The sequence below is a fragment of the Nocardiopsis eucommiae genome (assembly GCF_965344335.1).
In the GTDB taxonomy this organism is placed as follows: Bacteria; Actinomycetota; Actinomycetes; order Streptosporangiales; family Streptosporangiaceae; genus Nocardiopsis; species Nocardiopsis eucommiae.
In genome coordinates, this window is sequence record NZ_CBDRIY010000011.1 from 37,929 (window position 1) to 50,033 (window position 12,105).

Here is a 12,105-nt window from a genome sequence, read left to right on the forward strand (position 1 = left end):
ACCGCTCACCCCACCGGGCCTGCGAAGTCCGCCTCGTCCTCGCCGTTCACCACCGAGACCAGCACGGAGGAGGGGGAGTCCGGCCCCCCGCACACCATGTCCGTCACGTGCGTACCGGTCTCCAGCTCACCGAGCGGCGCCTCCGTGGTGGCGGGGCCCTCGTGGCCCTCGTACGAACACCGCACGTCCAGGAACCCCGTGCCGAGGACGCGGCCCAGCTCCGGCACCTCCAGGGTCAGGGTGAACCCCACCTGTCCGGAGGGGGTGAGGGCGACGTCGTCCACCGTGTAGACCACGTCCTCCTCCACCCCCTCCCGGAACTCCTCCTCGTAGGCGCCGACCGGGTACGGGAAGACCGCTCCCTCTCCGAAGGCGTACTCGGAGCCGCGCACGGCCCCCTCCGCGGAGTCGTCCCCCTCATCGCCCTCCGGCTCCTCCCACTCGTCCGTCGGTGACCCGGACGGGTCGGTGGCGGTCCCGGGCGGTTCCGGCGGTTCCGCGGTGACCTCCCGTTCCGGGGTACCGCAGCCGGTGAGCAGGAGGATCGGAAGGACCAGGGCGCAAGGGAGGATTCTTCGCATCCCTCCACGCTAGGTCAGGGGTGTCCGCCCTCGACGTTCCCGTCGCGCGCCCTCCCGGCCGGAACCGGCCAGGGACCGGAAGACCTCCACCCACTGGTCGGGGTGGACCAGCCCCACCGGCGCGCCGCCGGGCACCCGCGCCGACCGCAGGGCGGCGGTCACGCGCCCTGCGGGGTACACCCGGGACAGCGACGCCGCCAGGGAGCCGCCCACGCCGCCGAAACCGAGTTCGACCACCCGCCGGTACTCGGCCCGTCGCTCCGGGGGCACCAAAGGCGTGGCTCGCCTCTTCAGCACCAAAATCCCGGCGTCCACCCGAGGCACGGGATGGAAGCGGTCGCGACCGATCCGCCCGGCCAGCCGCCACGACCACCACGGCCAGCTGAGCACGGTGACCAGACTCCACCTCCCGTAGGCCCCGGTGCGTTTGCGGGCGTACTCCAGCTGCGTCACGAGGGTGGCCGAACCGAGTCCCGGCGCCTCCAGGCACCAGCGGACGATGTCGGAGGTCCGGGAGTAGGGGACGTTGCCGACCACGGAGAACGGCGCACGGGGCGGCCGCGCCCGGGTGAAGTCGCCGTGGACGATCCGCACGCCCCTGGCGGGGTCCCGGTAGCGGGCCGCGAGCCGTTCGGCCAGCCGGGGGTCGAGTTCGTACGCGATCACCCGGTGGGCCGTCCGGGCGAGGAACCGGGTGACGGCTCCGTCACCGGGGCCGATCTCGACCACGAGGTCGTCGGAGGTCACCCCGGACAGCCGTACGACCCAGCGCGCGGTGCCGGGGTCGGTGAGGAAGTTCTGGGAGAGCCGCCGCCGTCTGTTCGGGCGCGTGCCCCCCTTGCCGGAACCGTCGTTGCGTCGGTCGGGGGTCCGGTGGGCGGGGTCTCTGCGGGAGTGGCGTGCCACGCGTGGTCCGTTCTGCCGCCTCGGAGGGCGGACTGACGTGGACGGGCGGCACGAGGGAACGCCACACCGGGGTGGGCGCACACCGGAGACCGGTGTGATCCAAGGCCGCCCGTCCGAAAGGGAAGGACGTCGGCAGGACCTGGACCGGTACGCGGCGGATCGACACTCGTCCCGTCCGGGGCACGGCGCGCGGAGCGACGTGACCCGACACGGGCATGACTCTCCTGGCACCGCCGACGTCGCCCCGGGGAAAACGGGGGCGGAAACGGCGGTGCGCTCGGAGGGGTTCGGCTACCGGTCCAGTGGTACGGACCGGTGACGGGTGTGGGAGGGAGCGACCACGGACCAGGCGTGCTGGCCGCGAACGATCGCGCAGAAGGCTGACATGGACAGCACGTTAGGTGAGGGGGCCACAGTCCGGCAACGGGTTTTCCGGCCCGCCCGGACCGTCTGCCCCACGGCGGGCCGGGGCCGCCGAAAACACGCTCGCACGAACCACGACGGTCGCGCCATACTCGGCCCCATGCCTGACTTCTCCGACTTCGACACGCGTCACTACCGCACGGTCGACGTGGCCACCGGCTACGACGGCTGGTCCAGCACCTACGAGGACTCGGTGCTCGACGCCATGGACCTCGCCCTCCTCGACGGACTCACCGCACCCGACTGGTCCCGGGTCCGCCGCGCCGCCGACCTCGGCTGCGGCACCGGACGCACGGGATCATGGCTGCGTGGCAGGGGCGTGGAGCACGTGGACGGGGTGGACCTCAGCGCCGGGATGCTCTCCCTCGCCGAGGAGCGGGGCGCCCACGACACCCTCACCCGGGGCGACGTCCGTGCGACCGGACTGCCGGGCCACACCTACGACCTGGTGATCGCCTCGCTCATCGACGAGCACCTGCCCGACCTCACGCCGTTCTACGCCGAGGCGTGGCGGCTGACCCGGCCGGGAGGCCGCTGTGTGCTGGTCGCCTACCACCCGCAGTTCATCATGGCCTCCGGCATGCCCACGCACTTCACCGACGCCTCGGGGGAGGAGGTCGCCATCACCACCCACGTGCACCTGCTCGGTGACCACGTGAGCGCGGCCCTGGCCAGCGGCTGGTGCCTGGAGGAGCTGAACGAGGCGGTCGTGGACGACGGCTGGGTGGCGGCCAAGCCCAAGTGGGAACGGTACCGGGGGTACCCGATCTCGGCCGCCCTCGTGTGGGCCCGGCCCGACTGACCGGACGGGGGATCACGGCTCGGTCAGCACCTCGATCCAGCGCTCCTGGTGTCGCGCGACGTACTCCGAGGCCGGGCCCCAGTGGTCGGCGTGCCCCTCGGCGTGCAGACGCGCCCACGGCATCCTGCCGGTCCGTGCGCCCTCCTCCAGGACGTCGAACATCCCGCGCACCCGACGCAGCGCCGCTCCGGGAAGGGCCCGGCGCTGTTCGGCGTCGCAGCCGTAGCCGTCGGCCAGCGCCCGCAGCCTCCGGCCGTCGGCCTCGGGGTCGCCGCCCTCGTGCAGGGGGACGAACCCGTGCGCGGCGTAGCCGAGGTCGCCCATCCGACTGGCCGGACCGGCACCGTCCCAGTCGATGAGGCACCAGGACTCGGACCGCCGCCCGCCCCCGGCGAACGCCTCCTGTGTCCCCTCCCGATCACGGACCAGGTTCCAGGGGGCGAGGTCGTTGTGGCAGATCACCTCGGGTTCCTCGGACGGGAAGAGGCGTTCCCATCCGGCCTCCTCCGGAGGCCGGAAACCGGCGGTGAGGTCGTGCAGCCGCCGGGCCATCGCGCCCAGTTCGCGGAGCTCCTCGGTGGTCATGGGCGGCATCCGGTCGGCCGGGACGCCGGGGACGTACGCCAGGCACTGGTGGCCCTCGGGGCGTTCGCCGTAGGTGACCGGGGCGCCGGTGTAGCCGCGTCGACGGAGGTGTTCCAGCAGGGAGGTCACCGCCGGGGAGGAGGGCAGCCAGGGCTTGCGCACGGTGCCGCCGATCCGCAGGACCCGGTCGGAGACGTTGCCGCCCTCCAGGACCTCGACGTCGTCCTCCGGGCCTGGGTGGTCGTGTGTCACGCGGCCATCCTCACGGAGGGGACCGGGCGGCGTCCACCGGAATTCCCGGCCGGTTCCTCAGTCCCTCCGCCGCGGACGGTCCGTCAGGTCCGCCTCGTGCATCCGCCCGAGGGGGACCAGCAGGGTCAGCATGAGCACCCCCATGCCGAGGAACACCGCCCGGACCCCGAGGAACTCCGCGAGCAGCCCGCCCGCCAGCCCGCCCAGGGGCATGGTGCCCCAGGCCAGCAGGCGGTAGACGCTGTTGACGCGACCCATCAGGTCGGCCGGGGTCACACGCTGACGCAGCGACACGGTGATGACGTTCCACACCGTGATCCCGACGCCGCCGAGGCAGAATCCGGCTCCCACCAGCCAGACGTCGGGCGTCAGGCCGGGGACCAGCAGGAACAGCGCGAACAGGGGGACGCACAGCCGCAGGGCGAGGGCCCGGCCGAGCACCCGCTCGCACCACTCGGCCACGAACGACCCCAACAGGCTCCCCGCGGCCAGGGCGGTCAGGAGCGCGCCGTAGGCGGGTTCGGACAACCCCATCGGGGAGTCCGGGCCCACCGCGTACAGCACGATGACCGCGAAGCAGGCGCTGGTGGCGAAGTTGGAGACCCCGACCATCACGGCGAACGAACGCAGGAGACGGTGGGACCACAGGAAGCGCAGTCCCTGGCCGATGTCGGCGCGCACGCTGGTGGGCGGTCCCGTGCGTTCGACCCGGAACCCTCCGCGTACCAGGAGCAGGACGCCCAGGGCGGCCACCCACAGCGCGGCCGGGGTCACGAACGCCAGGGCCACACTCGCTCCCACCAGGGCGCCGCCCAGGGGCGGGCCGACGAACTGCTGGGAGGTGAACTCCACCGCGTACAGCCGCCCGTTGGCCCGGGAGAGCCGGTCACGGTGGACCATCTGCGGCAGGATCGACTGCGCGGAGGTGTCGTACAGGGTCTCGGCCGTGCCGACCAGGAACGCGGCCGCGTACAGCAGCCAGATCGATCCCACGTCCAGTGCCAGCCCCACGGCCAGCAGGAGGACGAGGGCACCGCGTACGGCGTTGGCGCCGACCATGGCCCGCCGCCGGTCCATGCGGTCGGCCAGGGCACCGGCGGGCAGGGCGCACAGGAGCCAGGGCAGGCCCAGGGCCACGGTGACGCCCGCGACGAGGACGGGGGAATCGGTGAAGCGCAGGGCCGCCAGGGGCAGGGCGACCTTCAGGACACCGTCCGCCAGGTTCGAGAGTCCGGACGAGGTCCACACCCTCCAGAACCCTCCGCCCAGCGAGCGGGTCACGGGTGAGGTCTCGGTCAGGGGATCAGGGGGCGTGTGCCCTTGGGGGTCGGACATACGTCGAGACTGACAGATCGATTGAGAAAACTCAATCGATTGGGGTTGCTCAATCAGTGCCGCGTTCCGCGTTCAGCCCCCATGTCGGTGGCCGGGTGTACGGTGCCCAGCATGAACGCTCTCCGCCTCGAACCGTGGTCCGAGTCAGCCCTGGAGGTTCTGCGCCGCCAGAACACCCCCGAGATGACCGGGCACCTCGGGGGACCCGAGACCGAACAGGCGGTCGTCGACCGGCACCAGCGCTACCTGAGCCTCAGCGGCGGTGAGATGCTGATCGTCCGGCTCGGCACGGTGGCGATCGGTTCGGTCGGGTACTGGGAACGAGAGTGGCGGGGGCAGCAGGTCCACGAGACCGGGTACGCGATCCTTCCGGAGTTCGGCGGTCACGGGTACGCGGCGGTCGCCCTGCGGTTGGCCGCCGGTCGGGCTGCGGTGCGGGGCACCCGGCGTCACCTGCACGCGTTTCCCCACGTGGATCACGCGGTGTCCAACGCGGTCTGCCGCCGGGCCGGGTTCGAGCTGGTCGGCGAGGTGTCCTTCGAGTACCCCCCGGGCACCTGGCTGCCGTCCAACGACTGGCGCCTCGACCTGAGAACCCTCGACGCCTGAGCGCCCGATCCGTCCGCTGGTCGACCGCTCGCCGACCAGGCGGAGGTTCCGCCGGTCCGCGGAACTGGCCCTAGGCTGCACCCATGGCAGAACCGGACCCCGAACAGCCCGCCCCGCGCCAGCGGCGCCCGGCCACCGCCCGGGAGGCCAAGGCCCTCGGCCACCCGTTGCGCCTGCGCATCCTGCGCCTGTGCCTGAGCAGGGACCGCACCAACCGGGAGCTCGCGGACCGGCTCGACACCAACCCCGGCACCGTGCTGCACCACGTCCGCGCCCTGGTGGACGTGGGATTCCTCGTCGCCGGACCGGTGCGCAAGGGCGCGGCCGGGGCGCTGGAGAAGCCCTACCGCGCCACCGGGGAGACCTGGTGGCTGGACGACCCGCTCCGTGGCACCCCCACGGAGGAACACTCCTCACCGCTCGCCGCGTTCACCACCGAACTCGACGAGGCCGACCCCGACTCCGTCCAACTCGTGGGGCGCTTCGCCCTGCACCTGAACGAGGAGGAGGTCGCCGAGTTCAACCGGCGGCTCCTCGCCGTCATCGACGAGTACGTCACCACCGACCACCAGCGCCGAGACCGTCCCCTGCGCGGCGGAGCGCTCATCCTGCACGACATCCCCGAGGACTGACGCGGGTCCTCGGCTCAGAAGGACTGCCACGGACCCTGCGGGGGCCGCTGGCCCTCGCCCGGCTCCGACCAGTCGCACACCCCGTCCGCGAACACCTCCCGGGCCCGTTCGGCCTGGTCCTCGTCGAACTCCGCCGGGTGTGCCACCTCGTCGAAATCGGTGAGGCGGCACTTGACGACGTCGGAGGAGAGCGGGCCGCCCGCCACGATCCTCGGTGAGCCGTACGTGGGGAAGGCGTCGGCGCAGCGGTCGCCCCCGCCCTCCGGCAACGGCAGCTGCGGGGCGACCACGCGCTCGTCCCCGATCCAGCAGGAGTCCGTGAGCCACTCCGGGCGGGAACCGCGCAGGTGCTCGGCGGGTGCCCCCCGGGGGTCGTCCCTGGCCAGCTCGGCGGCGGAGGTCACCCACGCGTCGAGTTCGGTCAGCGCGCGTCCGGCCACCGGCTGGTCGGCGGAGAACACGCCGCCCCGGTGCGCCTCCACCAGCATCACGTGGTTGTCGGCGGTGCCGTTGGCGGCGAGCAGGCGTTCGCGGGTGCTGAACGAGTGGTACCGCATGTGGATGTCCCCGTCCGGGGCGTGGTCCTGGTGGGGGCGGTGGTCCACGATCGGGACGTCGGCCAGTCCGCCGCCTCCGTGGAGCAGCCGCCCGCTGTCGTGGGCGGCCCGGATCGCCGTCGGGTCGCCCACGGTGCGTTCGGCCACCACCCCGCCGTCCCGGTCGAACCCGCCGACGTGCTCGTTCAGGTGCAGGAACTGGTCGGCGTCGATGGCCCCGTCGAGCAGAGCGGACAACCCGTACTGCACCCCCACGTTGTCCAGGGGAAGACGGGGCTGCCCGGTCTCGGGGTCGGTGCCGTAGACGTTGCGGGCGTGGGAGAACACGTCGCAGCGGGCGCCGTCCGGGTTGTCCTCGGGATGGTAGCGCTCCTCGGTCGGCAGCGCGGACGGGCACACGCCCCGGGGATCGATCCGGGCGGCGGCGTCGGCCATCGCGCCGATCCCCTCCCAGGTCCCGAACCCGGAGACCGCGCGCTGCTCCTCCCTGGTCAGGGCGTCCGGATGCGCCTCGGCGTAGGTGCGCAGCAGCAGGGCGTCCGACACGGCGGGAACGGTCGCGAATCCGACGTCCGGGTAGCTCTGGGAGACCACGATCCCGTCGAGCAGCCCGGGATAGTTGTCGGAGATCTGGTGGGACTGGTAGGCGCCACCGGAGGAACCCCAGCCCAGCGTGTGGTCGGGGACGCCGAGGGAAAGGATGAACCGCTGCTTGACGGCGCTCATGGTCTCGGCGGCCAACAGGTCGTCACAGTTGTGCCCGAACACGTTCAGGGAGGCTGAGGCCACCGCGTACCCCTGGGAGAGCATCCCGTGGTCCACCACCCCGGCGGTCCGCGCCCCCTGCACGAACCAGCCTCCGGGGCAGCCGCCCCCGAACTTGTACACCAGGCGGCGGTTCCAGCCCTCCGGAGCGGTCCACGGGTCCGGGGCCGGGTCGCGGGGGTCGTGCAGGACGGCCGTCTCGTACACGGAACGGTTGGCGGTTCCGGTCTCCACCCGGACCGTGTACGGCACCTCCTCACCGGTGGAGGTGGTCGTGCGGGCGACGTCGGCGGGCAGGGAACCCCCTTCCGGGAGCGGCGCGAACCGGCCGTCCGTGGTGCGGTACACGTAGCCCACCACGGTCTCCACCGAGCAGTCGTCGTCCGACGGATCGCCCAGGTCACCACCCCAGGCGAGCGTGAACTCCCCGGTCTGGCAGACGAACGGATCCTGGTGCGGCCCGGCGAACACGGGACCGGAGGCCGGGTGGTTGGTGACCACGACCCGGGCCTCGGTGGGGGTGCCGGGAGCCGGGGCCGCCCCCTCGGTCAGTGTGGCCACCAGGGCGGACCCCCCCTCCGGCAGGTCCGTGACCAGCCCCTCCAACACGTGTCCGCCCTCGGGGAGGAGTACGGGGCGCAGCGCGTCCGTGACGTCCGCGCCGTCCGCCGCCAGGCGCACCTCGTGCGGTTCGACCGTGGGCGGCGGTTCCACACGCACCAGCGCCGTCCCGCCCGTGACCGTGTCGGGCCGGGAGGACAGCACCCGGACCCGAAGCGCGTCGGGATCGACGTCCGTGGGCGACACGACCGGTGCGGCGGACGTGGGCAGCGTCAGTGCGGCGGCGTGGTGGAGCAGCAGCGGTGTGCCGGAGACGGTGAAGAGGACGGCGGTGGCGGCCGCGCCCGCGCCCAGGGCCACCCGGCCCCACAGGGGCCTCAACGTCCGGCCCCCGCACGGGTGGACGTGTTCCTCCCCGTGCCGGAGCCCGGACCGAGATGGCAGTGGTGGCCGCTGTCGCACGAGGAGATCGTCCCCGTGCGGCACGGGTCGGGGTCAGGGACACACCGGGGGTGAGACGGGCTTTGCGCTCCCATGTCGCCACCGATACCCCGATCGGTGGCGAAACACACCAAACGCCCGGGACCCGGGCGGTCGTTTCCCGGGTCCGGTGTGCCGTCCTCAGGTGTGGTGGACGTCCCGCCCGGTCACCCGGCCCGGCGTGATCCTCAGGATCTGGTCGCGCGGCCCCTCCGCCCAGGGCTGGGGGAGCCGCCCCTGGGGGATGCGCTCCAGTTCGGCCTGGTCACGCACCCAGCGGCAACGTCCGGAGGCCAGGACACTCCACCCCTCACGCCGCTCCTCGTCGAAGTGGTCGATCTGGAAGGCCGCGTGCCCCCGTGCGTGACGCATGATGGTCCCCGCCAGCGTGGACCGGAAGACGATCGTGTCGTTCACCATCGCGTAGTTGACCGGCAGCACCGTCGGTGCGGCGTCCCCCTCGATGGTGAACGCGACCCTCCCGATGTCGTGCGAGGCCAGGAGGTTGAAGCAGGTCTGGCGCGCCAGGATGGTGAACGCCGAGTGCTCGTCGTCCGCCAGGTCGGCCCCGGTCGTCATCTGGTCGCTCTCGGGGAGCCGGTTCGTGCCCTCCTCTGCGCTGCGCTGCTCTGGGGGCGAGGCCGGTCCCGTCACCCAGCTCCGGTCCCGTGCGGACGCGTCCGTACCGCCTGATCCAGTCATCACGAACCCCCGAAGTACCGTGCCCTCGATGTCATCCCTCCGCCATCATCGCTGGTCGTGCTCCCGAGGGCGGAGGGGCACGAGCCCCCTGTCCGACGGCGAAGGTCCCCACCTGCGGACTACCCGCCAGGACACTCGCCCCAAACGAAAAAGGACGTTTGACTCGTATGCCGCCAATCAGAACTGTCTAGGGTGGGAGACGCACCGTGTCCCCCACACGACCCGAGGCGGCCGCGCCGCCCCGGTCACCGCACCAGCGCTGAGGAGAACCGCCCCGATGGCCGGCGACGCAACGATCCGGGTTTTCCTGGTGGACGACCACGAGATCGTCCGACGAGGGGTCGGAGCACTCCTGGACGACGAGGACGGCATCGAGGTGGTCGGAGAGGCCGGAACCGCCGCACGGGCCCTGGCCCGGGTCCCCGTCCTCGAACCCGACGTGGTCGTGCTCGACGTCCGCCTTCCCGACGGCGACGGCGTCACCGTCTGCCGGGACCTCCGCTCGGCGCTCCCCGACACCCGCGTGCTCATGCTCACCTCCTACTCCGACGACGACGCCCTCTACGGCGCCGTCATGGCGGGAGCCTCCGGCTACATCCTCAAGCAGATCCACGGCACCGACCTGGTCGGCGCCGTCCGCACGGTGGCCGGGGGACGCTCGCTGCTCGACCCCGAGTCGACCACGCGCATGCTCGAACGGCTCCGCGCGGACGCCGTGCGCGAGGACCCGCTGAGCGATCTCACCGACCAGGAACGGCGCGTCCTGGAACTCATCGGTGAGGGCCTCACCAACCGGGAGATCGGGACCAGGATGTACCTGGCCGAGAAGACCGTGAAGAACTACGTGTCCCGGGTGCTGGCCAAGCTCGGCATGGCCCGCCGCACCCAGGCGGCCGCCTACGCCGTGCGGATGTCGATGAACCAGACCGCCTGACCCGTGCCCGGCTAGACCGTCCGCCTCTCGGAGTCCCGCCGGGCCGGAACCGACCACTTCACCACGGTGCCCTCCTCGGGACCGGAGACCACCGACACCGCTCCGCCCAGCTCCTCGGCGCGCGAGGCGATGTTGCGCAGACCGCTGCGGTGACCCCCCTCTCGGAAACCCCGGCCGTCGTCGGAGACCCGCAACACCAGCGCGCCGTCACCGACCGACACCTGGACGTCCACCGAGGCGGCCCCGGAGTGCCGTGCGGCGTTGGACAGCAACTCGCGCAGCACGGCGACCAGGTGTTCGCCGGTCCCCTCGTCCACCCCGTTGTCCACCGGACCCTGGGTGAGCAGACGCGGCGCGAACCCCAGGGACTCCGTGGCCGAGTTGACCACCGCCAGCACCTGGGAGCGCAGGGACGCGTCGTCACCCGCGGAGCTCTGGAGCGCGAAGATCGTCGACCTGATCTGCCGGATCGTGTCGTCCAGGTCGTCCACGGCGGACTGGACCCGCCCCGCCGACGTGGAGTCGTCGATCCGCCGCACCGTGCCCATCAGGGTGAGGGCGGTGGCGTAGAGCCGCTGGATGACCGTGTCGTGCAGGTCCCGCGCGATCCGGTCCCGGTCCTCCAGCACACTCAGTCGCTCGGAGTCCAGCCGGGCCTCGGCCAGTTCGAGGGCGACCGCCGCCTGGTTCGCGAACGAGGACAGCATGCTCAGCCAGTTGCTCTGGAAGGGCTCCCGGTCCTGGTCGCGGGCGAGCACCAGGACGCCCCGGGCGCCGTCCGGCGGACCGAAGGGCAGCACCAGCACGGGGCCCATCCCCAACCGGCCCAGGAAACCCACCCCGAGGTGTTCGAACTGGGCGACGTCGGTCCGCACCGGCGTCCCGCTCAGGTAGACCCCGCCCAACAGGGTGTCGGCCTCCCGCGGCAGGGTGGCGCCCCGCACCCCGGCGGACAGTGGCGCGCACGGGTCGTCCGGACCGTCCCACACCCGAACGGTGAGGGTCTCGGGTTCCTCCCCGGGCATGGCGATCACGGCGAGGTCGGCGTGGGCCATCACCCGGGCGCGCCGGGCGACCAGCCCCAGCACCTCCTCCGGGGCGGCGCCGGACAGCAGCCGGGTGGTGATCTGCCCGGAGGCGTCCAGCCAGGTCTCCCTGCTCTGGGTCTGCGCGAAGAGCTGCGCGTTCTCGATCGCCGTGCCCGCCGCCGTGGCCAGGGCCCGCAGCAGCAGCTCGTCGTCCCCGGTGAACTCGGCGCCACCGAGCTTGTCGGTCATGTAGAGGTTGCCGAACACCTGGTCGCGGATGCGGATCGGCACCCCGAGGAAGGTGTGCATGGGCGGGTGACCGGCGGGAAACCCGCGCGACTCGGGGTGTTCGCGCACGTCCCGCAACCGCAGGGGTCGGGGTTCCTTGATGAGCAGCCCGAGGATGCCCTCGCCCTTGGGCCAGTGCTCGATCTGGTCGATCTCGTCCGGCCCCAGCCCCACGGGGATGAACTGGCTCATGTCACCGTCCGGCCCGATCACCCCGAGCGCGCCGTACCGTGCCTCCACGAGGCTGGTCGCGGTCTCGGTGATCCGCAACAGGAGGGGTTCGAGCTCCAGGCCCTCACCGATGGAGACGACGGCTTCCAACAGTGTGCGGATGCGCTCCTGGGTCCGCGAGATCTCGGTCATCCGGGACCGGACCTCGTCCAGCAGATCGTCCAGCCGTACCTCGGGCAGTGACAGCCGATCCTGGCCGAGGTGGCGGTGGGGATCGCCGTCTGGGGCGCGCATGGGGGACTCTTTCCGGCAGCTGTCCTGGGTCCGCCACCGAGTCTAGGCGGGAGTTTCCGGCCCCCGTCGCCGCCTCGGCGTCCGTCAGGTGCCCCGGGTCACCGGCGATGACCAGGCAGTTCCCCCAGCTGCGTGTTCTTCAGCGCGCAAGTGTCAAAAGCCCCCTCCAGAGAGGACCTTGGGTCCGTCATGCGTGTGGG

Annotated in this window: 11 protein-coding genes; 4 read left to right on the forward strand and 7 right to left on the reverse strand. The window is 72.3% G+C overall.

The window, feature by feature from the left end:
- Positions 1-5: 5 nt before the first annotated feature.
- A complete protein-coding gene (locus tag ACRWK8_RS08995; RefSeq protein ID WP_431869536.1) occupies positions 6-581 on the reverse strand; it encodes a hypothetical protein in 576 nt (191 codons plus the stop codon).
- 9 nt (positions 582-590) lie between these two features.
- A complete protein-coding gene (gene erm, locus ACRWK8_RS09000) occupies positions 591-1,487 on the reverse strand; it encodes an ErmE/ErmH/ErmO/ErmR family 23S rRNA (adenine(2058)-N(6))-methyltransferase (protein ID WP_431869538.1) in 897 nt (298 codons plus the stop codon).
- A 523-nt stretch (positions 1,488-2,010) separates the two neighbouring features.
- Here erm and ACRWK8_RS09005 point away from each other — a divergent pair.
- The gene (locus ACRWK8_RS09005) at positions 2,011-2,712 is read left to right on the forward strand and encodes a class I SAM-dependent DNA methyltransferase (RefSeq protein ID WP_431869540.1); all 702 of its coding nucleotides are present in this window, start codon (positions 2,011-2,013) and stop codon (positions 2,710-2,712) included.
- A gap of 12 nt (positions 2,713-2,724) precedes the next feature.
- Here ACRWK8_RS09005 and ACRWK8_RS09010 read toward each other — a convergent pair whose 3' ends face one another.
- Positions 2,725-3,549, reverse strand: coding sequence for a phosphotransferase enzyme family protein (locus ACRWK8_RS09010; protein ID WP_431869542.1), 825 nt, complete (start codon positions 3,547-3,549; stop codon positions 2,725-2,727).
- Between the two features lie 57 nt (positions 3,550-3,606).
- Complete coding sequence (locus tag ACRWK8_RS09015; RefSeq protein ID WP_431869544.1) at positions 3,607-4,884, reverse strand: MFS transporter; 1,278 nt, start codon at positions 4,882-4,884, stop codon at positions 3,607-3,609.
- A gap of 111 nt (positions 4,885-4,995) precedes the next feature.
- On the opposite strand from ACRWK8_RS09015, the gene ACRWK8_RS09020 reads away from it, so the two are divergent.
- Positions 4,996-5,493: a GNAT family N-acetyltransferase gene (locus tag ACRWK8_RS09020; RefSeq protein WP_378736484.1), complete on the forward strand. Its 498-nt coding sequence runs from the start codon at positions 4,996-4,998 to the stop codon at positions 5,491-5,493.
- An 83-nt stretch (positions 5,494-5,576) separates the two neighbouring features.
- Positions 5,577-6,125, forward strand: coding sequence for a winged helix-turn-helix domain-containing protein (locus tag ACRWK8_RS09025; protein ID WP_378736482.1), 549 nt, complete (start codon positions 5,577-5,579; stop codon positions 6,123-6,125).
- 14 nt (positions 6,126-6,139) lie between these two features.
- Here ACRWK8_RS09025 and ACRWK8_RS09030 read toward each other — a convergent pair whose 3' ends face one another.
- Positions 6,140-8,389, reverse strand: a complete 2,250-nt coding sequence (locus ACRWK8_RS09030; protein WP_431869546.1) for a DUF6351 family protein — start codon at positions 8,387-8,389, stop codon at positions 6,140-6,142.
- 240 nt (positions 8,390-8,629) lie between these two features.
- Positions 8,630-9,190 carry a pyridoxamine 5'-phosphate oxidase family protein gene (locus tag ACRWK8_RS09035; protein ID WP_378736478.1) on the reverse strand — a complete coding sequence of 187 codons (561 nt, stop codon included), beginning with the start codon at positions 9,188-9,190 and terminating at the stop codon, positions 8,630-8,632.
- A 277-nt stretch (positions 9,191-9,467) separates the two neighbouring features.
- Here ACRWK8_RS09035 and ACRWK8_RS09040 point away from each other — a divergent pair, with 277 nt between their 5' ends.
- A complete protein-coding gene (locus tag ACRWK8_RS09040) occupies positions 9,468-10,124 on the forward strand; it encodes a response regulator (RefSeq protein WP_378736476.1) in 657 nt (218 codons plus the stop codon).
- A gap of 11 nt (positions 10,125-10,135) precedes the next feature.
- On the opposite strand, the gene ACRWK8_RS09045 is transcribed toward ACRWK8_RS09040, so the two are convergent.
- Positions 10,136-11,905, reverse strand: a complete 1,770-nt coding sequence (locus ACRWK8_RS09045; RefSeq protein ID WP_431869549.1) for a sensor histidine kinase — start codon at positions 11,903-11,905, stop codon at positions 10,136-10,138.
- Positions 11,906-12,105: the final 200 nt, after the last annotated feature.